A 24019-nucleotide genomic window follows, 5' to 3' on the forward strand; every position below is an offset into this window, starting at 1 on the left:
GGGTTTGGAGGTTGGGCTTCGCTGGTGCGCTGTCACCCTTGGTCCCGCCTACGGTGCAGCATTGTCAGCCCGTAGCGAAGGGGTCAGGCGCCGTAGCGGAAGCGGTGGAGGTAGCGGAGCACGGCTTCCTCGGCGCGTGCCTGCACGATGAAGCCCGGACCGCTGAGCTCGTTGCGGAGCGTGCGATAGAGGCGGATGGCCACAAGCACGGCATCGACGAGGGCTGCGCGGTCGTGGGAGGCGATGGTGGCTTTCAGTGCATCGAGATCGTCGGGAGGAAGCAGCTGCTCCACCTTGCGCACGCCGCGCGGCAGGTTGCCGCGCCGGAGGTGCAGCAGGGGTCCAAACACCATCATCCGCAGGTAGCCGAGGAAGTCGAGCGCCTCCAGGTATTCGCCACGGCCGATCTTGAGCAGCCCGTAATGGATCCAGGTCCAGAAGCGGTCCTCGATCCATTGCAGGTCGGGCTGCGGAAAGCGGGCCTCGGTAGCATCCAGCGCAGCCTGCAACGCACCGTCGCGGTCGAAGAGCAGCGCCGGCGTTTCAACACGGCCGGCGCCGAACTCGGCGAGCGTCACGAACTTGATATCCACGTGCAGCAGGGGCTCGTCGTAGAGGCAGATGAGCAGGCGCGGCTCGCCCACGTGCTCGCCGGTGAATCCGCTCAGCAGGTTGCCGAAGCGGGCCGCCCAGGGCAGCATGGCCGCGCGGTCGCCGCCGATCTTGTGGCGCGTTACCAACACAAGGTCCAGGTCCGACCACTCGTCGAGCTCGCCGGAGATCCAGGAGCCCGCGGCGGCGACGCCCAGTATTTCCTCCTCGTTGCGGACGCGCTCAATGACTCCCTGTGCAAATGCCTGCTGGATCATAGTTCATCTTTGTATTGCAAGAAACGGAATTCACCGCATTACTGCGCGCGCGCATCCGAAAATCGACGAACGTCTTTACCCGAACTTCGCGGCATGGACCGCCGCATCATTGCCACCAAAGACGGCTCGCATACCCTGGAGCTGCCGGGGAGCAGCACTACCTACCATTCGCGCCATGGCGCGATGGAGGAGTCGCGGCATGTGTTCGTGCATACGGGCCTTGGGTTTGCGGCGGCAAGATTCCAGCAAACGCCGCTGCGCATTTTCGAGATGGGCTTCGGTACGGGCCTCAATGCCTTACTGACGGCCATTGAGGCGGAGCGCCGGAAACTGCCGGTGCGCTACACGACGATCGAGGCACATCCCGTGCCAGCGGGGCTGGCCACGCAGCTCAACTTCGGCGAAGCGGCCGGCGCGCCGGAGCTTTTTGCCGCGCTGCACGGCACCCACTGGGGCGGCGACGTGGCGCTGTCGCCTTTCTTTACCATCCGCAAGGAGCAAGCGGTGCTGGAGGAGTTCCGCAGCACGCAGCGCTTCCACGTCATCTACTACGATGCTTTCGCGCCTTCTGCGCAGCCCGAGCTCTGGACCACGGAGCGCTTTCGCCAGCTGCACGACCTGCTGCTGCCCGGCGGTGTGCTCACCACCTATTGCTCCAAGAGCGTTGTGCGCAAAGCTATGGAGGACGCGGGGCTCCTGGTTACTAAGCCGCCAGGCCCCTGGGGGAAGCGGGAGATGGTGCGGGCGGAACGAACACGGGAACAAGGAACAGGGAACAAGGAACCGTAGAACCGGAAGGCAGCAGGAGGATAGGAAGATTTTTACCGTCAACGGTTGTAGGACTAAACGTTAAGTCACTCGTTGGAATCATCAACCGCAACAGGCAAGGTGCAGAAAAATATAAGGGCCGCACAGAAGCGACCCTTACCAATAAACTAATAGACAAATAAACTAATAAACGCCTCACGCTACCGTCCAGCTCATCTCGCCGTCCTTCTCGTCCTTCAGCTGGATGCCGATGGCCGCGAGCTGGTTGCGGATGGCGTCGGAGGTCTTCCAGTCTTTGTTGGAGCGGGCTTCCTTACGCAGGCCGATGAGGATGTCGAGCACGCCTTTGAGCTTGCCGTCGTCGGCGCTGCTCTCGTTGCGCAGGCCGAGGATATCCTCCACGTACAGCTTCAACTTCGTTTGCATCCACTGCAGGGTCTCGAAGGAGAGCGACGCTATCGGCAGCACCTTGTCCTTAAACGAATTCAGCACCGGCACCAGCTCGAACAGGTTGGCAAGCACGCGCGCCGTATTGAAGTCGTCGTTCATGAAGTCGTCGAGCTCCACCAGCAGGCTACGCACCTTCTTATCCAGCTCGGGGTCGGAGCCGCCGTCGGTGACCGGGAGTTCCAGCGCCTTGAACCAGGCATAGGGCTCCATGAGGCGCTTCAGTCCTTTCTCTGCCGCCTGCAGGGCCTCGTTGGAGAAGTCGAGCGTGGAGCGGTAGTGCGTCTGTAATATGAAGAAGCGCACCGTCATCGGCGCATAGGCCTTCTCGAGCTCGGGATGGTCGCCGCTGAACAGCTCGGTGAGCTTGATCACGTTGTTGTAGCTCTTGCCCATCTTGCGCCCGTTGATGGTGATCATGTTGTTGTGCATCCAGTAGCGCACGGGCTCCACGCCGTTGCAGATATGGCTTTGCGCGATCTCGCTCTCGTGGTGCGGGAACTGCAGGTCCATGCCGCCGCCGTGGATGTCGAAGCGGGTGCCGAGGTACTTGGTGGCCATGGCGGAGCACTCGATGTGCCAGCCCGGGAAGCCTTCGCCCCAGGGACTTTGCCAGCGCATGATGTGCTCGGGCGGCGCCGACTTCCACAGCGCGAAATCCTCCTTGTTGCGCTTCTCCTCCTGTCCTTCGAGGTCGCGCGTGGTGGTGAGCAGCTCCTCGAGCACACGCCCGGAGAGCTTTCCGTAGTCGTGGCCCGCCGCATACTGCTGCACGTCGAAATACACCGACCCGTTCACTTCGTAGGCGTACCCTTTCGTGATGAGGTCCTTAATCATTTCGATCTGCTCCACGATGTGGCCGGTGGCCGTGGGCTCGATGGAGGGCGGGACCGTGTTGAAGCGCTCCATGGCCCAGTGAAAGAGGTTCGTGTATTTCTGCACGAGCTCCATCGGCTCCAGCTTTTCCAGCACAGCCTTCTTGGAGATCTTGTCTTCGGCTTCGCGGCCCTCTTCTTCGAAGTGGCCGGCGTCGGTGATGTTGCGCACATAGCGCACCTTGTAGCCCAGGTGGGTGAGGTAGCGGTACACCACGTCGAAGGTGATGTAGGGCCGCGCGTGGCCCAGGTGGCTCTCGCCGCTCACGGTGGGTCCGCAGACGTACATGCCTACGTGGCCCGGCGTACCGGATTGAAACTCTTCTTTCTCGCGCGTATACGAATTGTAAACCTTGAGTGTACTCATAGAAATGGAGGGAGGTGATGATCGTGGAAAAAATAAATACCGTTCACGGAGCAGGCGCTCAGCAACAACAACAGCGGAGGAAACGGTAGGCGATCATAGGGCCAAAGATAAGGTTTAGGGGGTTTAGAAGGTTCAGGGGTTTAGGTGGTTTAGGAGGTTTAGGGGGTTTAGAAGGTTGCGGGCGCCAGCCAACCCTCTAAACCCCCTAAACCTTCTAAACCTTGCTGCTATCTCTTCCACTCCAGGTCCGCCACGAGCATATAGTGGTCGGAGAGGGTGCGGGCGATGCGCTGGAAGCGGTGGATCTTGAACTGGTCGGTGGCAAAGATGTAGTCGATGCGGAGGGTGGGTGCGAGGCCGTTGAAGGTGCGGCCGATGCCGAAGCCCTTTTCGAGGAAGGCATCCTGGAGGTCGCCGCGCACGTGGTGGTAGGTGTAGGAGTTGGGCACGTCGTTGAGGTCGCCGGTCACGATCATGGGGTAGTTGCAACGATCGAGCTGCTGCCGCACGATGCGGGCCTGCTCCGCGCGGAGCACGGTGGCGCGCCGGAGCTTTTCCCACAGCGAAAGCGAGTGCGGGATCAGCGAGTCCTCGCGGTTCTTGATCTTCTCGATGCGCTCGTAGTCGTCTTTCTCGAGCTTGTAGGATTGCAGGTGCCCGGTGTAGACACGCAGGATGCTCCTGCCGATCACGACGTCGGCCCACACGAGCTTCTCGGGGGTGCCGGGCCGCGGGAAGGCCACGAAGCCGCTGTCGATGAGCGGATAGCGCGAGAAGATGGCCTGCCCGTACCAGTTCTTGAAGCCGGCGCCGCGCGGGAAGTAGAAATACTTATAGCCGAGCGTTTCGCGCACGTAGCCCAGGTTGTCGTAGTGGTCGGAGTCGGTAGCCTGGCTGAACTCCTGAAAGCAAAGGATGTCGGCGTTCTGTGCGCGGATCTGCTCGAGCATCTTCTGGCGGGTCTGGCTGCCCTGGTTGTTGTTGCGGCGCTGCTCGATAAAGCGGGCTACGTTCCACTGCACCACGCGCAGGTGGCGGGCGCCCGGCGCATGCGGGACCTTTCCCCCGCTGCCGGTGTTGAGCGCAAAGAAGACGGCGATGCTGGGAATGCCCAGTATGAGGGCGCCGAGGAGGATGAGGGCGTAGCGCGGCTTGATGACGAGCGCGAACACGAGCCCGAGCAGAAGGCTGAGGAGGGTGGCGGCAAAGCCGAGGCCGAGGAAGGAGACGAGCCACCAGCGCGCGGGATCGAGGTAGGGGGCAGCGCAGGACAGCAGAAATACGGCCGCGAGCGTCCAGATCAGGATCAGAAACGCGCGCCGGGCCAATCTTCTTGCCTTGCCTGCCATGTGTGCAAATTAGGGAGAATCCCCCATGTGGGATGTCAGATCTGTGATCTCGGATCTTGGATCTTGTTCGTGCGCAAGCAATCGATCTCTGGTCTGTGATCTCGGATCTTGGATCTTTGATCTAGGATCTTGAATCTAGTTCGTGCGCAAGCAATCGATCTCAGATCCGCGATCTCACATCTGAGATCCTATACGTTGCCGTCACTGCTCGCGCGGCGGAGGATCTCGCGCTCTTCTTCGGTGAGCGACTTGAAGCCTTTCTGGTTGATCTTGTCGAGGATCTCGTCCACGCGTTGCTGCGTGTAATTCGGCTTCTTCTGGTAAGGGGGCACCGAGGCCTTGTAAAAGAGCTCGTCTTTCGGGATGCGCTCCTTGCCATGGCGGTCGGGGTTGAACAGGTTGGTGACCCAATCCCAGAATCGATTCAACGGGGTAGCCCAGTCGCGGCCCCGCTGCTGTTGTGCCTGGAAGATGTAGCCGAGCACTGCGGCGCCAAGGTGGGCCAGGTGCTCGGGCGTGCGGTTGATGGGGATGGAGGCAAAGACGATGATGACGTAGATCACGGTGAGTACCCAGAGCGGGATGCCGCCGTTGAGCATCGGGAAGATGCGGAAGCGCGGCGCCTGCACGGTGGTGGCCACCGCGATGGCCATGACGCCCGGCGATGCGCCGAAGGCGATGGCCGTACCGGGTGTAAGGCCCGGCAACAGGTTATAGGCCGCTACAAAGCACAGCGCGCCGGCCAGGGAGCCATAGAGAAACAGCGGGATCAGCTTGCGGTAGCCGGTGAAGTCCTGGTAGATATAGCCGAAGGCCCAGAGCCAGAGCAGGTTCGACACCACGCGCCAGATGTCGTCGTGGATAAAGGGATGCGTGAGCAGCGTCCACGGGCGGGAGGCCAGGGTACCCAGATTAGCCGGCAGGGCGATCCAGGGGAAGACCTCGTCGTGGTAGCGGGTGCTGCCCTGCTTCGTATAGGTGAAGGTGTAGACCACCTGCACAAAGGCGAAGACCGCGAAGATCATCAGGAGAATGGCGATCAGGTTCATCAGGGCGTTCCCATCAGCCCCCACGGTCAACTTTCTTCGGTTCTGCTGCGGATAGTAAGCCATGGTGCAAAAGTACACCGCTGCGCGGGTCTATTGGTTTATTGGTCTATTGGTTTATTTGTAAACGGTCGTTCACAGCGCAGGATTCGCTTCAACATCGACCTTGGTTGAATGGCTGTCCGACATTGCGGGCGCTACAAACGTCATTGCAAGCCCCGCGAAGCAATCTCCACAACCCGCGGGGTGCTCCTGGAGGTGCGGTCTTGAGAATCATTCCGCGTAACGGAGGAGATTGCTTCTCCGCCAGCTGGCGGATCGCAATGACGGCGCGGCGTTGCCGCAGCTCCAGTTCCCCTTGACGCGCGCCAGCGAGATCACAGATCCGCGATCCGAGATCTGAGATCAATAGAACCTGCGCCGCCCGGTCTTGTTCCAATAGAACACCAGCAGGGCGCCGGTGGCGGCGCCGCCGAGGTGGGCCAGGTGGGCGATGTTGTCCTGCCCGGTGAAGTTGAGCCAGCCGAGCACGTCCATCAGGAGCACGCCCAGCACGTACCACTTCGCCTTGATCGGGAAGGGGATGAACAGCAGCGACATCTCGGTGTTGGGAAAGAGGAAGGCATAGCCCGCCAGCACGCCCATCACTGCGCCCGAGGCGCCGAGCATCGGCGAGATCGCATCCACGCCGCCGGCAACGGCCGCGGGGTTGCTCTGGATCGCATCCCAGAGCTCGAAGCAGCGGAGCGACTGGATGCCGAGGTGCAGCGCCGCAGCGCCCACACCGCAGGCGAGGTAGAAAAAGAGAAAGCGCTTCGGCCCCCACAGCGACTCGAGCTGCCGCCCGAAGCTCCAGAGCATGAACATGTTGAACACGAGGTGCAGGAAGTTGGCCTCCGAGTGCATGAACATGTGCGTGGCGATCTGGTAGGGCTGAAAGCCTACGTAATCGGTGCCGAGCTGCTCCTGCACGTAGGCCAGCAGTCCTTTCGGCATGATGGGATACAGGGTGCCGTGCTCGTTGAACCCGAACTTCTTGCCCACCGTTACCTGCACGAGGTACACGAGGGCGTTGATGATCATCAGGTTCTTGATCAGCGGGGGAAAGTTGTTGGGCCGGTAATACATGTTCATGACTGTCGCAGTTTCAATTGCACCACGTTCTCGATGTGGTGGGTGTGGGGGAACATATCGACGGGCCGCACGCGCGTGACGGCGTACTTCTCGTCGAGGAGGGCAAGGTCGCGGGCCTGTGTGGCCGGGTTGCAGCTTACGTATACCACGGTCGGCGCTTCCATGTCGAGGATCTTGCGCACAAGCTTCTCGTGCATGCCGGCGCGCGGCGGGTCGGTGATGAGTACGTCGGGACGGCCGTGCTCCGCGAAGAAGGCATCGTCGCACACGTCGATGACGTCGCCGGCGGTGAAGAAGGTATGATCGATGCCGTTGAGCGCGGCGTTCTCTTTCGCGTCGTCGATGGCGGCTTCGATGAGCTCTACCCCTACCACCTTTCTGGCGCCGCGGCTGCAGAAGATGCCGATGGAGCCGGTGCCGCAATAGAGGTCGTACAGCACCTGCGAGCCGTCGAGCTCCGCAAATTCCCGCGTCACCTGGTAGAGGCGCTCGGCCTGCTTCGAGTTGGTCTGGAAAAACGACTTCGGCCCGATCTTGAAGCGGAAGTCCTCAAGCGCCTCGATGGCGTAGCCGGAGCCGGTCGCCACCTGCGGGTCGAGGTCGAAGAGCGAGTCGTTCCATTTGAGGTTGACGGTATAGAGCAGCGTCGTGATCTCCGGGAAATTGCTTTTCACGTATTCGATCACGGGCGTGCGCTCGGCCGCGTTGTCGTTGCCGAACACGATGTTGACCATCAGCTCGCCGGTGGTGCAGAGGCGCACCTGCATGGTGCGGAGCGCGCCCACGTGGTTGCGGATATCGTAGAAGGAGATGCCGTTGGCGCGGGCGAAGTCGCGCACGCCGTTGCGGATCTTGTTCGTGATGTCATCCTGCAGCCAGCACTTGTCGATGGCCACCACCTTGTCGAAGAAGCCGCGGGCGTGGAAGCCGGCGGCGCCTGGCTGGGGGTCGATGTAGGACTCGCCCGCGGGCGGCAAACCTGCGCTTTTCTCCACGCGGAGGGGAGCGCCTCCCTCCCCTTCAGAAGTGGGCGCATCGCGGCGGGGAGGCTTGCCGGGCGTAAATTCTTTTGTCGAAAAGGTATATTCCAGCTTATTGCGGTAGAAGCGGTCCTCCGGGGCGCCGAGGATGGGCTCGAAGGGCGGGAGCTGCACCTTGCCGATGCGGGTCAGGTTGTCGACGACCTGCTGCTGCTTGTACTGGAGCTGCTTTTCGTAGGGCAGCATCTGCCACTGGCAGCCGCCGCACACGCCGAAGTGCTGGCAGAAGGGCGCCACGCGCTCGGCCGCATATTGGTGGAAGCGGACGGCATGGCCTTCGGCCCAGTCTTTCTTGTTCTTGCCGAGCTGCACGTCCACCACATCGCCGGGCACGGCGCCCTCGATGAAGATCACTTTTCCTTCCTGGCGGGCGAGCGACTTGCCCTCGGCGGCATAGGCCTCCACGGTGATGCCCTCCAGGATACGCGGTTTCTGCTTTTTTCTCACGGCTCAAAAGTACCCCTTTGTAGTTTGTAGTTGTTGGTTTGTCATTGGTCGGCTCCGGCCAGATTAACATTTTGCCTCTATTGGGTTCGGAAGAAACACTACTTTGGAAGCGAAACCGAAGCCGATGAGAATACTCTATCTTTTTCTGTTCCTGACGATAGTGGCGGCTGGGTGCCATACCAGCAATGAAGACCCCTACTCCGAAAGAAATTTTGACGAGCTAGAACGGAAACAGGATCATGAAACTCTCGTGATTACTTATCGGCATGTCGACGACAGGTCTGTTACAATGAAGAAGACCTCCAGCAAAAGCCCTTTCGATGACACGACGCTGTTGCACAGTGTTCAATTCTTTCAAAACAACATCCGGCAAGGCCCTTACAAGATGTATGTTGGGGATCGCCTTATGAGGGAAAGCTTTTATCAAAACGGTAAACGCCACGGAGAAGAAAGAGCTTTCGACACCTATAGCCGGATTGCCGAGCGAAACGTGTATCACATGGGAACGATCGTTGGGCCGCTGGAAGAGTTCGATAGCGGGCGACTGCGTAAGAAGACTACCTATGTAAACGGAGATGCGTTGATGACACAATATTTCGATCTCACTACCGGAAAAATGAGTGGTCAGGTTATACACCGCCATTAGCCCTGACCAACGACTGCCCTTTTTTCTTCGGGTGCGCTTTTATCTTTTCCGGCCTTTTGCCTGTCCTCTGTTCCCCCACGGCTGAAGCCGTGGGCTTGTGCATTTCGAAAACCCACGGTTAAAACCGTGGGCTGGTTGGGAACCCAACCTTCCTGAACCCTTCTGAACCCTTCTGAACCTTTCTCCTACCTTCGACCCGATGGACGCCCTCATTCAACACATCCGCCAGTTCACCACCCTTTCGCCCGAAGCATTGGCAGCCGTGCGCGACGCCTTCGCGGAGCAGGTGCTGCCCAAGGGAACGCTGCTGGTGTCGGAAGGCAAGACCTGCCGCCACCTCCACTTCCTGCAGCAGGGCGCCGTGCGCGGCTACTACACGCTCGAGGGCAAGGAGATCACGCACTGGTTCGCTTTCGAGAACGACTTCGTCACCTCCTTTCACTCTTTTATCACGCAGCGGCCGTCGGTGGAGTACGTACAACTACTGGAGGCCTCCGTGCTCTGGACCATCACCCGCGAGCGCCTGCACGAACTGATGGATCGCTTCCACGAGCTCGAGCGCACCGTGCGCATCGCCTACGGCCACTACTACATCCGCCTCGAGGAGCGCTTCGTGAACGCACAGTTCCGGACCGCCGCCGAACGCTATGCCGACCTCCTGCACCAGGCGCCGCACATCCTGGAGCGGGTGCCCCTCGGCGCCATCGCCTCCTACCTCGGCATCTCGCAGGAAACACTGTCGCGGGTGCGGGCACGCCTATAACAAGGCAGTGGAAGGGAAGAAGAGATTTCTACCGCTAAGAAAAGAAGGGGCTAAGGTATTCGCTAAGCAGAAGGCCTATTCCTCGAACGGGAACGTGGCCGAAGCCTTTGCGCGACGAATATGCATCATTCAAGTCGTTCCCCCTTTCCGGCGACAGTCGCACCGTCGCGTCTTTTTGCCCCGGGGCTTCGGGATGCAACGTGGGCGCTCGCCGCGTCACACAGATTCGGCACGGCAGACGCCGGGGATGCGCGACCGCTCCTCCTGAGAACGGGAGGTTTAATGCTGAAAACGCTACCTTCGAAAGACGTCGCCTCAAAGCGGCCTCCCCCATGCTGCGTCCCCTTTTGCTCCTGCTGCTCCTCCCCGCTTCTCTTCTGGCCCAGGATGCGCCCGTTGCCCTCCTTGATTCCTTTATGAAAGCCGAAGCAGCCCACAAGCGCTTCAACGGCAACGTGCTCGTGGCCCGCGGGTCGAAGGTGCTGTACGAAGGCTCATTCGGCTACCGCAACTTCGACACGAAAGAGCCGCTCGACGCGGAGTCGCTGTTCGACCTGGCCTCGGTGTCGAAGCAGTTCACGGCGATGGGCATCCTGATGCTGCGCGAGGAGGGCCGCCTGCAGCTTACCGATTCGCTGTACCGGTACTTCCCGGAGCTGCCCTACCGCAACGTCACGCTGCACCAGCTGCTCACTCATACCTCGGGGCTGCCCGACTACGAGTCATTGATGGCGCAGCACTGGGACCCGGACAAGATCGCCTTCAACGCCGACATGATCCGCTTCCTGGCCACCGAAAAGCCGAAACCCGAATTCGCCCCGGGCGCCAAATGGTCTTATTCCAACACCGGCTATGCCCTCCTCGCCTCCATCATTGAAAAAGTGTCCGGTCAGCCGCTGCAGGCCTTCCTCAAGAACCGCATCTTCTCTCCCCTCGGCATGAAGCGGTCGCGGGTGTACAACACGCGCCGCTCGGCGCCGGAGGCCATTCCCAACTATGCACTGGGCTATGTGTGGTCCGACAGCGCCGGGCGGTGGATGATTCCCGACAGCCTGCCCCGCTACCGCTACGTGCATACGCTCGACGGCATCGTGGGCGACGGCGTGGTGAACGCCACCACGCGCGACCTCCTGCGCTGGAACCGGGCACTGCAGGCGGCCACGCTGCTACCGGCCGGACGGCAGCTCGAGATGCTACGCGCGCACTTCCCGGTCGATACCACCGCCGGCACCGCCTATGGCTACGGCGTCTTCCTGGGGCCTGCGCCGTACGGCCCCCAACGGTACCACTCGGGCGGCTGGCCCGGCTACACCACCTACCTTTCGCACACGGCCGACAAGGACTTCAGCATCATCGTGCTGTCCAACAACGGCTCCAACGCACCGGCGGTGGCTACGGCGCTCGCCCACCTCCTGCACGGCCTCCCCGTGGAGTTTCCCTATGTCCATACCGAGATCCCGATGGAGACGGCGCTGCTCGAGCGCTACGTGGGCCGCTACACGGGCGTCGGGCTCCTGGAGCTCTATGTGCAGGACGGCAAGCTGTACCGCAAGGGCCGCGTGCCGGTGCAACTGAAGCCGGAGTCGGCCACCAAGTTCTTTTATGGCGACGGCTCCGACCGGCAGCTCGAATTTGCCACCGACCCCGACGGGCGGGTACACCGGGCCTGGTTCATCAACAACGGCATCCGCACCGAGCTGAAGAAGCTTCCCTGACGAACGCGCGCAGAAACACCGATGGCACGGATGGTACGGATAAATTCGGGATCAGCTACCCGTGCACATCCGTCGCATCCGCTTTATCCGTGTTCCTTTAGCTGCCTTTAACAAGGGCCCACCGCATTTTTGACGGATGTCAAAAAGAAGCGCAGTGGGAGCGGCTAGGTTTGTTGCCTAAACAAAACGCATCATGCAACAGCAAACCCAAAAGAGCCTTCACCCCCCCACCCCTGCCTTTATCGGCGCCTCCTGGCTGGCGCTGCTCACCGGCGCTATCGGCTATATCATCGGCCTCTGGAATGCCGACATGCTCCTGAACGAGAAGGGCTATTACTTTACGATCCTGCTCTTCGGGCTCTTTTCCGCCATCTCGGTGCAGAAGGCCGTCCGCGACCGCGACGAGGGCATCCCGGTGTCGGGACTGTACTACGGCATTGCCTGGTTCGCCACCATCGCTTCCATCGTGCTGCTCACCGTGGGACTGTGGAATGCGACGATCCTGCGCAGCGAGAAAGGGTTTTACGCGATGTCGTTCCTGCTGAGCCTGTTCTCCGCCATTGCGGTGCAAAAGAACACGCGCGACGCCGCAGCCTTCGGGCAGCCCGGCGAATAAAGGGAACCGGGGCCGGTATCAGCCAACGACAAACTATCATCGCTCCTTCCGTGGCCTCAATATTGTAGCAGTTACCCTGCTCCATGCTCCCTATTTTATGAAACAGTTGCTCCCCTTCCTCCTGCTCTTTGCACTCCCGGCCCTTGCCGGGGCCCAGAAGCATTTCTACGATACCAAGGAGAAGCATTATGCCCGCATCGATTTCTCGTACCGCGACGACCTCTCGAAGTGGCGCTACGCCATCGATACGGCGCGCCGGCACCGCAGCAACCCTTCGCTGGGCACCATCACGTTCTGGCGCACCGAGCCCATCAAGGATTCGACGTCGCGGCCCTATGCCGTGGTGCTGCAGCCGCGGATGGCCTTCGAGATCTATGCCCTGAAGGATTCGGCCCTGGCCCGCCGCCGGGCGAAGCATACCCGCGCTTATACCGACTGCCTTCCGCCCGAGGGCGGCGGCGATTACTTCACGCTCGGCGCCTTCGCCTTCGCCAACACGCAGGCCTGCCTGTCTACGTATTACAAGGCCACCCGGGTCGATTATGGCCGCTCGGCCGTGAACGTACTCTTCGGCGCCGTGGATCCGAAGGATGCGCAAAGTCTCTTCCGGCTCATCAAGCAGCTCAAAGCGCTCGAGGCGGCCCCGCCGGGGAAGTAGATTGGTTTATTGGTTTATTGGTTTATTGGTAATGGTCGTTTACAGCGGAAAAGTTATTGCGGGGATGGGAGGTCATTGCGAGCGCAGCGTCCCGAAGCTTTGGGACAATCTCCCCTGTTACGCGGAGTGTCTGGCTGGAGGCCCCGGCGCAGGCGCCTGACTTTTCCTAAAGCGGCGGCGGGTTTCAAGGGGAGACGCGGAGGCGCAAAGACGCAGTTTGGTATACATGATGTGCAGCAAATGAACGATGCGTACCTTCCTGAGTACATCCACTTTCCGAAATCCTTGTCGTGCGTCAGCCACAAATCTGAAATCCGAAATCTAAAATCTGAAATCCCTTGTCCGTCTCCATCCGCACGGCTACGGTCGCCGATCTCGACACGCTTTATGAGTTTGAGCAGGGCGTCATCGCCGCCGAGCGGCCCTTTGATCCGACCCTGCGGCCGGGACATATCTCTTATTACGACCTCGCCGCGATGCTCGACGACCCGCTGGTGGACCTCGTGGTGGCCGAGCACGAAGGCAGGGTGATCGGCTCCGGCTATGCGCGGGTGCAGGCGGCCAAGGCGTTCAATGCGCACCCGGAATACGCCTACCTGGGATTTATGTACGTGCGGCCGGAATACCGCGGCCAGGGTGTGAATGCACAGGTACTCGAGGCCTTGCGTACACGCGCCCGGGGCCGTGGACTCACCGAGCTGCGCCTCGAAGTGTATGCGGAGAACGCTGCCGCTATCCGCGCCTATGAGAAAGCAGGCTTCGCACCGCTGCTTGTAGAAATGCGGATGAAGGTGTGAGGCGGGTGTTGGTTTATTCGTTTATGGGTACGTATTGAACTTTGGCAGTCCCGCACTGACCACTTGCCGACCCTGGTAACGCGAAGGCGCAAAGAAAGACGGAGGAGGCAAAGGACGCAACGTAGTGAGCGAAAGTGGCAGATGCATGCGAACTCTTGTACTCTCCCGCCCTTCGTAAGCGGAGCGCACCGCGGTGCGGTGCATGCGCGGAGGCACTCCGACAGCTTGCCTCATTCCTGCAGTTGCCGGGTTGCGCCGGCGCCGGAAAGTCTGCAATCCTTTTTCCGCGTGCTGAAATCAGGTATAGATCCGGTGCTTTCGGAAGGCCCTCCGCGCATGCCTTGCGCAGCAAGGCGCTCTGCTTACGAAAAGCAAGCTGACTGCACACTGCAGGGAAGCTTACCGTTTAGAAATCCTTCTTTGTGTCCTTTGCCTCCTCCGCGTCCAAAAAATCCTTTGCGCCTTCGCGATATTGGCTGTAGCCACAAGCGCCTGCGTCGGCCAAGCTATCTTATCTTGCCCCCATCAAGCCCCCGCTATGGAAGCCCCGATCATCCGACAACTCGATGCCACGACCCTAGCCGGACTACGCGTCCGCATGTCGGCATCCGACAACCGGATCCCACAGTTGTGGCAGTCGTTCATGCCGCGCCGCCGCGCGCTGGCGGCCGCAAGCGGGGGCCTGTACTCGGTGGAGGTATACGACCCCGGCCACTTCGACGCCTACGACCCGCAGCGCCTCTTCGACAAATGGGCAGCGGTGGCCGTAGCACCGGATGCGCCCCTGCCCGAAGGCCTCGAGCGGCTCGCGATCCCGGCCGGCACCTATGCCGTGTTCACCCACCGCGGCCCGGCCGCCACGGCGCCCGCCACCTACGCCCATATCTTCACGCAGTGGCTGCCTGCGAGCAACTACCGGGTCGACGAGCGCCCGCATTTTGCGCTGATGCCGTACGGCTACCGCCCCGACGACCCTGACGCGGAAGAAACGATCTGGATACCGGTGCGGCCGCGCTAAGGCACAAAAAAGGCTGCCGCAGCAGCCGGAACAATCGCCCCAAACACCCGCGCACCTACGAAACGCCGAAGGCGATCGTCTGGGTAAACCGCGCCTTCACGGTACGGCCATACTGCACGCCGGGCGTCCAGCGAGGTCCGCGCCGGATCACGCGTACCGCTTCTTCCGCCATCCCATAACCGGGATCGTTGAGGGCTTTCACGTCGGATACATTGCCTTCCCGGTCCACGACGAACTGCACGCGCACCCGGTAGGTGCCCGACGGTGCGCCATTGTTTTCCGGCACGCTGGCTTTCAGGTTGCTGCGGAGGTAATTAGCCCAGGCCTCCATCCCACCCGGAAAGGCCGGCGGCACCTCCACTTCGTTCACGACCTGCTCGGGGTCACCGCCGGGCGCTGCCGGGCGATTGCCGGCTGCCGGCGGTTTGGCTTCCGGGTCAACGGTGCTGCCACCTTGTTTCGCATCACCCGGTACCGCCTCGGGGTCGGGCGCCGGGGTAGCACGCTTTACCGGGATGGCCTGCGGCGTGGGCACCTGTGGCCGCGCAGCTGGCTTCGGCTCCTGCTTTTTCCGGGCTCCCGACTGGGCGCTGCCGTCAAGGCCGGCGAGGATAAAGAAACCGAACAGCACCGGACGCAGGAAGGCAACGATTGAGGTCATGGCGAAGCGCATTTGTGATATTCCTAAAGGTATCGATTCCACCCGTCATCCGGAGCGGGTGCAATCCCACGTGTCTGCCGGCTCACCGGCCCACCACCCACAAAACCTTCAAAACCCTTAAAACCCCTCAAAACCTTCCGGTTCGGGGGCGTATCCAACCCTTTTGGGCTATTTTTACGACTTAACTGAAAGCCACCGAACGATATATGATGCGAATCGCTCCCTTCCTGGCCCTGCTGCTCTCCACGGCCGCCGTTGCCCAGAAAAAGCCCGTAGCTACCCCCACCCCGAAACCTGTTGAAAAGCGGGCTGCTTCCACCGGAGCCGCAGGCGCAGGCGGGTACGAGATCCAGGTCACGCTGAAGCCGTTCAGGAACCAGTGGATCTACCTCGGCCACTACTTTGGCAAGCAGCTGCCCATCATCGACTCCGTAAAGCTCAACGACCAGAGCACCGGCACCTTCCGGGGATCCAAGCCCCTCGGCGGCGGCATCTACCTCGTGGGCTTCCCCGACCGCGCCCGCCACTTCGAGATCCTCATCGACAAGCAGCAGAAATTCGCGATCCAGGCCGATACGGCCACGCTGCCCCGCGGCCTCTCCTTCACCGGCTCCGACGACAACACGCAATTCCATGCCTACCAGAACGCCATGGCCGCCGCCGGCCGCACCGCCGACTCCCTGGGCCGCCTGCGCAGCGCCAACCCGGCCGACTCCGCCCGCCTCACCGCAGAGATCAACGCCGTGACCGAGCGCGTGCAGCAGTACCGCAGCACGGTGATGACCGAAACGCCCAACAGCCTCCTCGCCACCTTGCTCAAAGCGATGAAGGAGCCCGAGTCGCCCATCAAGAACCCGAAGACGCGCGAAGACTCCCTCGCCGCCTACCGCTACTACAAGGACCACTACTTCGACGGCATCAACTTCTACGACGAGCGCCTCTCGCGCACGCCCTTCTTCGAGGCCCGCGTAGACCGCTACATCGACCAGCTCCTCTATCCCGCCGCCGACTCGGTGATCAAGGAGCTCGACTACATCCTGAGCTTCGCCTCCATCAACAAGGAGATGCAGAAGTTCTTCCTGCTCAAATTCGTGAACCGCTACCTCAACATGAAGTACATGTGGGAAGACCGCGTGTTCGTGCACCTGTACCAGAAGTACTTTGCCGACAAGCACTACGAGTGGCTCACCGACAAGGGCAAGAAGATCATCCAGGACCGCGCCTACTCGCTCATGATGAACATCACCGGCGAGCCTGCGGCCGACATCGACCTGCCCGACTCCACCGGCAAGGCACAGCGTCTCTACAACGTGAAGGCGCCCTACACCCTGCTCGTGATCTGGGATCCCACCTGCGGCCATTGCAAGGAGACCCTGCCCAAGCTCGACACGATGTACCAGCAGAAGTGGCGGAAGAACGGCGTCAAGATCTTCGCCCTCGCCAAGGAGACCGAAGGCACCCGCAAGGACTGGACAAGCTTCATCAGCAAGTTCAAGCTTAATGATTGGGTGCACGTGTACTACTCCAAGGAAGCCGAGAAGGCCCGCCTGGACAACAACATCCCGAGCTACTCGCAGCTCTTCGACGTGCAGTCGTTCCCGACCATGCTGCTCCTCGACAAGGACAAGAAGATCATCGCCAAGAAGCTCGCCGAGAAGCAGATCGACGAGATCCTGGCCGAATTCGAAAAGAAGAACAAAACCTCCGCATCCAAATAACACTTATGCTGAAACGCATCCTGTCCGGCGCCGCCTTCCTCTTCCTGGCGTCGGTCGCCTCCGCGCAGACCCTCTTCACGTATGGGCGCGACACCGTGACCGTGCCCGATTTCCTGGCCGCCTATAAGAAGAACAACGCCGGCAAGGGTACCACGTCGCTCAACGACTACCTCGACCTCTACATCACCTCGCGCCTCAAGGTGCGCGAGGCGCGCCGCCTCGGCTACGATACGCTGCCCAATATGGTGGCCGACCTGCAGAACCTGCGCGAGCAGCTGCTGCCCACTTACCTCAATGACCTCGCCGGGGTGGACGGCCTCGTGCAGGAAGCCTTTGAGCGCTCGAAGAAGAACATCCGCCTTGCCCACATCTTCATTGCCGAAAAGGGCGACGCAGCCGCCGCTGCCCTGAAGATGCAGCAAGCCGTTAGTGAGCTCGGGTCGGGCAAGCCCTTTGCCGACGTGGCCCGCCGCTACTCCGAAGATCCTTCGGTAAAGGACAACGGCGGCGAGCTGGGCTGGATCGCCGTATTTACCCTGCCCTACACGCTGGAGAACCTCGCTTATAATACCCGCCCCGGAGCGCTGTCGGCCGTGCAACGCAGCAAAGCCGGCTACCACCTGTTCAAGAACATCGCCGAGCGCCCCGATCCCGGCACGCTGAAGGCGGCGCAGATCCTCCTCGCCTTCCCGCCCGGCGCCACCGAGGCCGACAAGGCCGCCCTTAAAAAGCGCGCCGACTCGCTCCACGCCCGCCTGCTCAAAGGCGCCGACTTCGCCACGCTGGCCACCAAATTCTCGAACGACGTGGTATCGGCCAACAACAAGGGTGAGCTGCAGGACCTCACGGCCGGTCAATACGACCCGGTATTTGAGCGCCAGGTGTTCGCCCTTGCAAAGGATGGCGCGCTCACGGCACCCTTCCTCACCGAACACGGCTGGCACATCGTGAAGCGCCGCTCCCTCGTACCGCGCCCTGCCACCGCCACCCCCGAAGTGCTGCAGGCCCTCCGCGCCAGCGTGGAAGCCTCCGACCGTATTGCTACGGTACGCGGCGTACTGGCGCAAAAGATCGGCGCCCAGGTAGGCAGCACCCCGCACTCCTTCAACAACGAGCACCTGTTCCTGTACAGCGACTCCCTGCTCGAATACAAGAAGCCGGGCATCGCCCTCTCCATCACCGAAACTACGCCGCTGCTGCGTGTGGGCGACCAGGCCTTCACCACCGCCGACTGGCTGAAGTATATCGGCGCCAACCGCTTCAAGGCCGACGGCTCCGGCGCGAAACCCTACCCGCAGCTGTGGGACGAGTTCCGCGAGGCATCGGCGATCGAGTATTACAAGAACCACCTCGAGCAGTTCAACGCCACCTTCCGCGGGCAGATGGAGGAGTTCCGCGACGGCAACCTCTTCTTCGAGATCATGCAGCGCCAGGTATGGGGCCCCGCGCAGAACGATACGGCAGCCCTCGAAGCCTACTACAACGCACATAGGTCGTCGTACCAATGGACCGACCCGGTGGATGCTGTGATCTTCTATGCACCCGACCTCGCCACGGCCAGGGCCGCGCATACACAGATCGCGAAGAAGCCTGCGGCCTGGGCCACCGTGCTGGCCACCTACGACGACAAGATCGCTGTGGACTCCAACCGCTTCGACCGCGGCGCCATCCCGAACGGCGCGAAGACGGCCCTGAAAGCAGGCACGGTAACGGCGCCCCTCGTGAATGCGAGCGACAACTCCGCGGCGTTCGCGCTGATCCTCAAGGAGCACCCGGGCACAGCGCCCCGCAGCTTCGCCGAAGCCCGCGGCCTCGTGATCGCCGACTACCAGAAAGAGCTGGAGGCGAAGTGGATCAACGAGCTCCGCGCCCGCTACCCGGTCACCATCAACCAGCCCGTGTTGCTGGAGCTGATGAAGGGGAAGTAGTTTATTGGTTTATTGGTCTATTTGCTCCGCTCGCAGTAGCGGAGGCGGGTAAAGGGTCGCTTTAGGGCGACCTTTTCCTTTGTTTTCTGGAGCATCATGAAGGAAGCAATCTTCAGTGTAGCACCGCATCCGCTGCATTAAGTTGTACAAACACGGCGTCGCTGTCGACGGCGATGAAGGAGTGCCGGTTGAAGTCGGTGCGGAGATGACCGGGATAGTACTTGCCCAACCCGATGCCGGGGGCAATGCGGCCGGGCGGAAGCAGCAGGCGCAGGCGTGCCGTGGGCGCTACCGGCAGGTCCATTTCGATATAGTCTTTCCCAGGCTCTTTATAAAACCCCCTCGAATCCGCGGCGCGCAGAAAGGATTGCAACCGGTGCCGGAGCGGCTCGTCGAGGCGGATATCGGATCCGGCGCCATAGAGCCCGTGGCGGTTATCGACATACCGAAACTTAAGGATGCGTTCTCTTCCCCACAATTCGAGCGCAAAGCCGGTGTCGCGGAACTGCGCCAGGAAGCTTGCGGTGTTTCTGATCTCCGTCTTGCGGGCTTGGTAGGCCGCCAGGCAATCAGGCCCCCGCCCGCTGAAGGGAACGTCGTGGCTGCAGGACCATAAGGCACACAGGGCCGCCTCGATCGCCATTGCCGTCAACGAAATGCCCAGTTTTGTAAGCCGCATAGTATAGAAACGACCTTACCAATAGACCAATAAACTATTAAACCAGCTCCTTCACCACGTTCGACACCACGTGCGGCTTGCCGAGGGTGTAGTAGTGGAGCACGGGTACGCCGGCGGCCTTGAGCTCTTTGGATTGCTGGAGCATCCACTCGGTGCCCACCTGCTCTACGTCGGCGTCGGTCTTGCAGCGCAGCACGGCCTCCGAAAGGGCTTCGGGAATGTCGACGTGGAAGGTGCGCGGGATGATGGAGAGCTGCTTCTTCGTCGTGAGCGGCTTCAGGCCCGGGATAATGGGCACGTTGATGCCGGCGGCGCGGCAGGCATCTACGTAGGCGAAATACTTCTGGTTGTCGAAGAACATCTGCGTAGTGACGTAGCAGGCGCCTGCGTCCACCTTGGCCTTCAGGAACTGCAGGTCGGTCTTGAGGTTGGGTGCCTCGAAGTGCTTTTCGGGATAGCCCGCGACGCCGATACAGAAGTTGGTCTTGACAGGGCTTTTGAGGTCTTCCTCGAGGTAGAGCCCCGAGTTCATGCGCTGCACCTGGGCCAGCAGGTCGATGGCGTATTTGTGACCGCCCGGCTGGGGCTCGAAGATGGCTTCGTTCTTGGGCGCGTCGCCGCGGAGTACGAGTACGTTGTCGATGCCGAGGAAGTTGAGGTCGATGAGGGCGTCCTCGGTCTCCTGCTTGGAGAAGCCGCCGCAAATGAGGTGGGCTACCGCGTCCACCGCGTAGCGGTTCTGCACGGCGGCGCAGATACCGACGGTGCCGGGGCGCTTGCGCACTTCCACCTTATCGAAGGTGCCGTCGGACTTCCGCTTGAACATCGATTCGCTGCGGTGGTAGGTGACGTTGATGAAGGCGGGCTTGTACTCCATCAGGGGATCGAGGTGTTCCCAGAGGGCGTTGATGCCTTTGCCTTTCAGGGGCGGCAGGATCTCGAACGAGATGAGGGTACGGCCTTGCGCGGCGTCCAGGTGCTCGGTAACTTTCATACGGCCGCAAAGGTACGCCCGGAACGGCAAACGGAAGGGGTTGGGGTCCGGCAACGTTTGCGGGATCCGACATTATTAACACGGCCGCAGGCGGCCTGCTTTCCGAAAGCGGCAAGCGGGTTTCACGCAAAGACGCGGGGACGCGGGGACATTCGCTGCGCTCATGATGCGCCCTGCCTGCGGCAGGCTGTCTCACAACGGCACGACGACACGACGGCACAACGACAGGATATCCGATTAAAAAGCCTAAGCGAGTATGATAACTGGTCGCCACGCAACGAATATGCCGCTGCGTGCTCCGCGTCTTTGCGTCACCGCGCGAAGTCCCCGTTGTGCTTTAGAAAATACCAGCCGCTTGCGGCGGCTAAACGGGAATCGTAGCCAGAATTTGAGGTGCTTTGGCCGCCGCGCCACAAGGCTTCGGCCGATAGTGCGTGAAACCCTCGTCCTACTATAGGAAAAGCCAGGCGCTTGCGCCGGCAAAACAGGAAGTTAATTGTCCCTGCCACGTGCCCCTCCTGCCGTATTTTTACCGCAAACATTCCCGTTTTGTCCATCCGCATCCATACCAGCGAGCTCGTCAAGCGCTACCGCACCCGCACCGTGGTGAACCATGTGTCCATCGAAGTGAAGCAGGGAGAGATCGTGGGCCTGCTGGGCCCCAACGGCGCCGGCAAGACGACCACCTTCTACATGACCGTCGGCCTCATCAAGCCCGACGAGGGCCGCGTGTTTCTCAACGATACCGACATTACGCAGCTGCCCATGTATAAGCGCGCGCAGCTCGGTATCGGCTACCTCCCGCAGGAAGCGTCCATCTTCCGCAAGCTCACCGTGGAGGAGAACATCACGTCCGTGCTCGAGATGACCGGCCGGCCCAAAAAGGAGCGCCAGGAAAAGCTCGAAACGCTGCTCGACGAGTTCCGCCTGCAGCATGTGCGCAAGAGCAACGGCGACGTGCTCTCCGGTGGCGAGCGCCGCCGTACCGAGATCGCCCGCGCGCTCGCGGTGGACCCGAAATTCATCCTGCTCGACGAGCCCTTCGCTGGGATCGACCCCATCGCGGTGGAAGACATCCAGGCCATCGTGGCCAAGCTGAAGTTCAAGAACATCGGCATCCTCATCACCGACCACAACGTAACCGAAACGCTCTCCATCTGCGACCGCGCCTACCTCCTCATCGAGGGCAAGATCTTCCGCCACGGCTCCGCCGAGGAGCTCGCCGAAGACGACCAGGTGAAGCGCCTCTACCTCGGCCGCAACTTCGAGCTGAAGCGCAAGGACTACCTGCTGCAGGAGATCAATCCCGACAGCCTGCCGGACAGTTTGTGAGGATGTCAGATTTGTGATTTCAGATTTCAGATTTATTCCGGGTGCTGCATGCGTCACAGAACAGCACAACCGCCCAACCCAGGAACGAGGAGCAAGGCGTACTTTCCGAAATGGCCTTTGCGCTGACGATGGGCAGAGAAAGAGAAAGAACGCAGATTATACGGATTTGATACGATGAACGCGGATACGTACCTATAGCACTTTCGGCGCTGCTTTGGCAAGCCACGCTTCCAGGTAAGATATCTTCCAGTACGATCAGGAAGGTCGCACATCGACGAACTCTTCACAAATAAACCAATAGACAAATAGACCGTACTCTTAGCGAGTACCTTAGCCCCTTCTTTTCTTAGCGGTTAAAAAACTCTTTTTTTCCTTCGCCTGCCTTACTCCAACAGGAACACCGCCATCACCAGCACCACGGTGTTGAGGTGGGCCTCGTGGCCCTGCGCCGAGGCGATCAGCGAATCGACCCCGAATACCTGCTCCCCGTATTCATACTGCTTCTGCCCGCGGCGCACGAACTCGTTGGGCTCGGTCTCCAGCCCCCAATGCGCCAGCAGCTCCCCGGCCGCGCGCTCCTCCGCCTCCTGCTGCACATCATGCGCATCGCGCCCCGTACCGTCGAGCGCTGCGAAGTAGCCGGTCTGCGACCCGTCGTTGGGACAGGCAACCGCGATCCCGGCCGTTGCGAGCGTGCCCGCACCCTGCGCAACGGATTGGGCCTGGAGCACGAAGGCGATCATACCCGGTGTAAGCGCCGCCAGCCCCTCGTCGCGGCTCATGCGCGTACAGCCCGGCGGCAGCACGCCCGACACACGCACCAGGTTACAACGTTCCATGCCGGCGTCGCGCAGGGCCTCGGCTACCGCCCGTTGCGGCTGGGCATGAATGCCGATGCCTTTGGTGAGGAAGAAGCGTTTCGGAAGAAGGAGCATGCCGCTGGTTGCAAAAAAGCTGTGCCACCGAAGATGCTTTTTATGAACGGCCTCCCGCACCGCGCCGCTGCCTGCCGGGGCAACCCCTCTGTGCACTAACTTGCGGCATGACCTATACCCTGCGGACCGCCACGGCTGCAGATGCGGCGCTGGTAGCCGACATCAGCCGGCAGACCTTTTACGACACCTTCGCCAACGACAACAAGCCGGAAGACATGGCGCTTTTCCTCGACGAGCAATTCACCAAGGGCCGCCTCATGCTGGAGGTAGGACGCCCCGAGCACCACTTCGTACTGGCCTACGACGGCCCCGAGGTAGCGGGCTATGTGAAGCTGCGCGAGGGCAGAACGCCGGCCACGCTCGGCAGCACGAGCGCCCTCGAGATCGCACGCCTCTACGCCTGCGCTTCCTATATCGGGAAAGGCGCCGGCAAGGTCCTTATGGCCGAAAGCCTGCGGGTGGCCGCGGAGCGCGGTAAAGAGTGGGTGTGGCTCGGCGTCTGGGCGCAGAACCAGCGGGCGATCGACTTCTACACCGCCTGGGGTTTCGAAAAGTTTGACGAATGCGACTTCCTGCTGGGTACCGACGTCCAGCGCGACTGGCTGATGCGGAGGAAGGTTTAGTTTATTGGTCTATTGGTTTATTGGTCTATTAGTCTATTAGTAAGCGTGCAGGCGATGCTGGTACGAAGCAGGCTTGTCGGTGGCATTCCGTTGCAGGAGCACCCGGTTCCTTGCCTGTTGCATTGGTTCAAATCTGAAATCAAAAATCTGAAATCCGTTTCCAGTCTTCCGCCGTCATTTCGAAGCGGCGCTCGATGGCATTGTGGGCGCCCTTGTCGGTCCAGCCGCGGAGGCGGTAAAAGGCTTCGGCGCGCGTGTGGAAAGCCGTGCTGAGCCATACGGTTTCCTTCGTTTGCCCGAAATATCCACTCATCATGAGGCGGTGCAGCTCCTTGCCGATGCCCCGGCCTTCGTACTCGGGGAAGAGAAAAAGCGCCCAGATATTCCGGCCCGGCACGTCGGCGATCGAGAAGCCTACGATGCGGTCGCCGTCGAGGGCGATCCAGGCGGTGCCCTCGGTGCCAAGGAAGGGAACGTAGTCGGCATCGCGCACGAGGTCGGGGTTGGAGAGCGCATTCTCCGTTACCGATCGGCGCACGACCTGCATGCCGGGAATGTCGGGAACGGTGGCGGGGCGGTAATGGATCATACAGC

Annotated in this window: 23 protein-coding genes; 12 read left to right on the forward strand and 11 right to left on the reverse strand. The window is 61.1% G+C overall.

What is annotated here, in order from left to right; genetic code table 11:
- Nucleotides 1-83: 83 nt before the first annotated feature.
- On the reverse strand, nt 84-869 hold the full coding sequence (locus ABD937_RS23130; protein WP_345258420.1) for a nucleotidyltransferase domain-containing protein: 786 nt from the start codon (nt 867-869) through the stop codon (nt 84-86).
- Between the two features lie 93 nt (nt 870-962).
- Here ABD937_RS23130 and mnmC2 point away from each other — a divergent pair, with 93 nt between their 5' ends.
- A complete protein-coding gene (mnmC2, locus tag ABD937_RS23135; protein ID WP_345258421.1) occupies nt 963-1658 on the forward strand; it encodes a tRNA (5-methylaminomethyl-2-thiouridine)(34)-methyltransferase MnmC2 in 696 nt (231 codons plus the stop codon).
- Between the two features lie 174 nt (nt 1659-1832).
- Here mnmC2 and cysS read toward each other — a convergent pair whose 3' ends face one another.
- The 5 genes from cysS to rlmD form a co-directional block, all read right to left on the reverse strand.
- Nucleotides 1833-3326, reverse strand: a complete 1494-nt coding sequence (gene cysS, locus ABD937_RS23140; RefSeq protein ID WP_345258423.1) for a cysteine--tRNA ligase — start codon at nt 3324-3326, stop codon at nt 1833-1835.
- 227 nt (nt 3327-3553) lie between these two features.
- Nucleotides 3554-4675 (reverse strand): endonuclease/exonuclease/phosphatase family protein, encoded by a 1122-nt coding sequence (locus ABD937_RS23145; protein ID WP_345258424.1) that lies wholly within the window; start codon nt 4673-4675, stop codon nt 3554-3556.
- Nucleotides 4676-4863: 188 nt separating this feature from the next.
- Nucleotides 4864-5787: a rhomboid family intramembrane serine protease gene (locus tag ABD937_RS23150; protein ID WP_345258426.1), complete on the reverse strand. Its 924-nt coding sequence runs from the start codon at nt 5785-5787 to the stop codon at nt 4864-4866.
- Nucleotides 5788-6126: 339 nt separating this feature from the next.
- Complete coding sequence (locus ABD937_RS23155; protein WP_345258427.1) at nt 6127-6855, reverse strand: rhomboid family intramembrane serine protease; 729 nt, start codon at nt 6853-6855, stop codon at nt 6127-6129.
- A complete protein-coding gene (rlmD, locus tag ABD937_RS23160; RefSeq protein WP_345258428.1) occupies nt 6852-8342 on the reverse strand; it encodes a 23S rRNA (uracil(1939)-C(5))-methyltransferase RlmD in 1491 nt (496 codons plus the stop codon). The genes ABD937_RS23155 and rlmD overlap by 4 nt, the downstream gene beginning before the upstream one ends.
- Before the next feature lie 124 nt (nt 8343-8466).
- On the opposite strand from rlmD, the gene ABD937_RS23165 reads away from it, so the two are divergent.
- The 7 genes from ABD937_RS23165 (at nt 8467) to ABD937_RS23195 (ending at nt 14555) form a co-directional block, all read left to right on the forward strand.
- A complete protein-coding gene (locus ABD937_RS23165) occupies nt 8467-8988 on the forward strand; it encodes a toxin-antitoxin system YwqK family antitoxin (protein ID WP_345258430.1) in 522 nt (173 codons plus the stop codon).
- A gap of 199 nt (nt 8989-9187) precedes the next feature.
- The gene (locus tag ABD937_RS23170; RefSeq protein ID WP_345258431.1) at nt 9188-9751 is read left to right on the forward strand and encodes a Crp/Fnr family transcriptional regulator; all 564 of its coding nucleotides are present in this window, start codon (nt 9188-9190) and stop codon (nt 9749-9751) included.
- Nucleotides 9752-10083: 332 nt separating this feature from the next.
- The gene (locus ABD937_RS23175) at nt 10084-11466 is read left to right on the forward strand and encodes a serine hydrolase (RefSeq protein ID WP_345258432.1); all 1383 of its coding nucleotides are present in this window, start codon (nt 10084-10086) and stop codon (nt 11464-11466) included.
- A 193-nt stretch (nt 11467-11659) separates the two neighbouring features.
- Complete coding sequence (gene yiaA / locus ABD937_RS23180; RefSeq protein WP_345258433.1) at nt 11660-12082, forward strand: inner membrane protein YiaA; 423 nt, start codon at nt 11660-11662, stop codon at nt 12080-12082.
- Between the two features lie 97 nt (nt 12083-12179).
- Nucleotides 12180-12740, forward strand: a complete 561-nt coding sequence (locus ABD937_RS23185; RefSeq protein ID WP_345258434.1) for a hypothetical protein — start codon at nt 12180-12182, stop codon at nt 12738-12740.
- A gap of 338 nt (nt 12741-13078) precedes the next feature.
- Nucleotides 13079-13537 (forward strand): GNAT family N-acetyltransferase, encoded by a 459-nt coding sequence (locus ABD937_RS23190; RefSeq protein WP_345258435.1) that lies wholly within the window; start codon nt 13079-13081, stop codon nt 13535-13537.
- Nucleotides 13538-14075: 538 nt separating this feature from the next.
- Nucleotides 14076-14555, forward strand: a complete 480-nt coding sequence (locus ABD937_RS23195; protein ID WP_345258436.1) for a GyrI-like domain-containing protein — start codon at nt 14076-14078, stop codon at nt 14553-14555.
- A 55-nt stretch (nt 14556-14610) separates the two neighbouring features.
- Here ABD937_RS23195 and ABD937_RS23200 read toward each other — a convergent pair whose 3' ends face one another.
- Nucleotides 14611-15216, reverse strand: coding sequence for an energy transducer TonB (locus tag ABD937_RS23200; protein WP_345258437.1), 606 nt, complete (start codon nt 15214-15216; stop codon nt 14611-14613).
- A gap of 206 nt (nt 15217-15422) precedes the next feature.
- Here ABD937_RS23200 and ABD937_RS23205 point away from each other — a divergent pair, with 206 nt between their 5' ends.
- Both ABD937_RS23205 and ABD937_RS23210 read left to right on the forward strand, forming a co-directional pair.
- Nucleotides 15423-16934, forward strand: a complete 1512-nt coding sequence (locus ABD937_RS23205) for a DUF5106 domain-containing protein (protein WP_345258439.1) — start codon at nt 15423-15425, stop codon at nt 16932-16934.
- 5 nt (nt 16935-16939) lie between these two features.
- Nucleotides 16940-18862 (forward strand): peptidylprolyl isomerase, encoded by a 1923-nt coding sequence (locus ABD937_RS23210; protein ID WP_345258440.1) that lies wholly within the window; start codon nt 16940-16942, stop codon nt 18860-18862.
- A gap of 112 nt (nt 18863-18974) precedes the next feature.
- On the opposite strand, the gene ABD937_RS23215 is transcribed toward ABD937_RS23210, so the two are convergent.
- Both ABD937_RS23215 and metF read right to left on the reverse strand, forming a co-directional pair.
- Complete coding sequence (locus ABD937_RS23215; RefSeq protein ID WP_345258442.1) at nt 18975-19541, reverse strand: hypothetical protein; 567 nt, start codon at nt 19539-19541, stop codon at nt 18975-18977.
- A 37-nt stretch (nt 19542-19578) separates the two neighbouring features.
- On the reverse strand, nt 19579-20535 hold the full coding sequence (gene metF / locus ABD937_RS23220; protein ID WP_345258443.1) for a methylenetetrahydrofolate reductase [NAD(P)H]: 957 nt from the start codon (nt 20533-20535) through the stop codon (nt 19579-19581).
- Nucleotides 20536-21084: 549 nt separating this feature from the next.
- Between metF and lptB the strand changes: the two genes are divergently transcribed.
- Nucleotides 21085-21867, forward strand: a complete 783-nt coding sequence (gene lptB / locus ABD937_RS23225; protein WP_345258444.1) for an LPS export ABC transporter ATP-binding protein — start codon at nt 21085-21087, stop codon at nt 21865-21867.
- A 383-nt stretch (nt 21868-22250) separates the two neighbouring features.
- Here lptB and ABD937_RS23230 read toward each other — a convergent pair whose 3' ends face one another.
- Nucleotides 22251-22802 carry a pyruvoyl-dependent arginine decarboxylase gene (locus ABD937_RS23230; protein ID WP_345258446.1) on the reverse strand — a complete coding sequence of 184 codons (552 nt, stop codon included), beginning with the start codon at nt 22800-22802 and terminating at the stop codon, nt 22251-22253.
- Between the two features lie 107 nt (nt 22803-22909).
- Between ABD937_RS23230 and ABD937_RS23235 the strand changes: the two genes are divergently transcribed.
- A complete protein-coding gene (locus tag ABD937_RS23235) occupies nt 22910-23425 on the forward strand; it encodes a GNAT family N-acetyltransferase (RefSeq protein WP_345258447.1) in 516 nt (171 codons plus the stop codon).
- Between the two features lie 139 nt (nt 23426-23564).
- On the opposite strand, the gene ABD937_RS23240 is transcribed toward ABD937_RS23235, so the two are convergent.
- Nucleotides 23565-24014 carry a GNAT family N-acetyltransferase gene (locus tag ABD937_RS23240; protein ID WP_345258448.1) on the reverse strand — a complete coding sequence of 150 codons (450 nt, stop codon included), beginning with the start codon at nt 24012-24014 and terminating at the stop codon, nt 23565-23567.
- Between the last annotated feature and the right edge of the window lie 5 nt (nt 24015-24019).

It is taken from the genome of Flaviaestuariibacter amylovorans (genome assembly GCF_039541815.1).
Lineage (GTDB): Bacteria > Bacteroidota > Bacteroidia > Chitinophagales > Chitinophagaceae > Flavisolibacter > Flavisolibacter amylovorans.

Excerpts from the sequence above, each read along its gene's own strand:
- ABD937_RS23130 (WP_345258420.1), bottom strand. The coding sequence starts at position 869 with ATGATCCAGCAGGCATTTGCACAGGGAGTCATTGAGCGCGTCCGCAAC.
- mnmC2 (WP_345258421.1), top strand. The coding sequence starts at position 963 with ATGGACCGCCGCATCATTGCCACCAAAGACGGCTCGCATACCCTGGAG.
- cysS (WP_345258423.1), bottom strand. The coding sequence starts at position 3,326 with ATGAGTACACTCAAGGTTTACAATTCGTATACGCGCGAGAAAGAAGAG.
- ABD937_RS23145 (WP_345258424.1), bottom strand. The coding sequence starts at position 4,675 with ATGGCAGGCAAGGCAAGAAGATTGGCCCGGCGCGCGTTTCTGATCCTG.
- ABD937_RS23150 (WP_345258426.1), bottom strand. The coding sequence starts at position 5,787 with ATGGCTTACTATCCGCAGCAGAACCGAAGAAAGTTGACCGTGGGGGCT.
- ABD937_RS23155 (WP_345258427.1), bottom strand. The coding sequence starts at position 6,855 with ATGAACATGTATTACCGGCCCAACAACTTTCCCCCGCTGATCAAGAAC.
- ABD937_RS23165 (WP_345258430.1), top strand. The coding sequence starts at position 8,467 with ATGAGAATACTCTATCTTTTTCTGTTCCTGACGATAGTGGCGGCTGGG.
- ABD937_RS23170 (WP_345258431.1), top strand. The coding sequence starts at position 9,188 with ATGGACGCCCTCATTCAACACATCCGCCAGTTCACCACCCTTTCGCCC.
- ABD937_RS23175 (WP_345258432.1), top strand. The coding sequence starts at position 10,084 with ATGCTGCGTCCCCTTTTGCTCCTGCTGCTCCTCCCCGCTTCTCTTCTG.
- yiaA (WP_345258433.1), top strand. The coding sequence starts at position 11,660 with ATGCAACAGCAAACCCAAAAGAGCCTTCACCCCCCCACCCCTGCCTTT.
- ABD937_RS23185 (WP_345258434.1), top strand. The coding sequence starts at position 12,180 with ATGAAACAGTTGCTCCCCTTCCTCCTGCTCTTTGCACTCCCGGCCCTT.
- ABD937_RS23195 (WP_345258436.1), top strand. The coding sequence starts at position 14,076 with ATGGAAGCCCCGATCATCCGACAACTCGATGCCACGACCCTAGCCGGA.
- ABD937_RS23200 (WP_345258437.1), bottom strand. The coding sequence starts at position 15,216 with ATGACCTCAATCGTTGCCTTCCTGCGTCCGGTGCTGTTCGGTTTCTTT.
- ABD937_RS23205 (WP_345258439.1), top strand. The coding sequence starts at position 15,423 with ATGATGCGAATCGCTCCCTTCCTGGCCCTGCTGCTCTCCACGGCCGCC.
- ABD937_RS23210 (WP_345258440.1), top strand. The coding sequence starts at position 16,940 with ATGCTGAAACGCATCCTGTCCGGCGCCGCCTTCCTCTTCCTGGCGTCG.
- ABD937_RS23215 (WP_345258442.1), bottom strand. The coding sequence starts at position 19,541 with ATGCGGCTTACAAAACTGGGCATTTCGTTGACGGCAATGGCGATCGAG.
- metF (WP_345258443.1), bottom strand. The coding sequence starts at position 20,535 with ATGAAAGTTACCGAGCACCTGGACGCCGCGCAAGGCCGTACCCTCATC.
- ABD937_RS23230 (WP_345258446.1), bottom strand. The coding sequence starts at position 22,802 with ATGCTCCTTCTTCCGAAACGCTTCTTCCTCACCAAAGGCATCGGCATT.
- ABD937_RS23235 (WP_345258447.1), top strand. The coding sequence starts at position 22,910 with ATGACCTATACCCTGCGGACCGCCACGGCTGCAGATGCGGCGCTGGTA.
- ABD937_RS23240 (WP_345258448.1), bottom strand. The coding sequence starts at position 24,014 with ATGATCCATTACCGCCCCGCCACCGTTCCCGACATTCCCGGCATGCAG.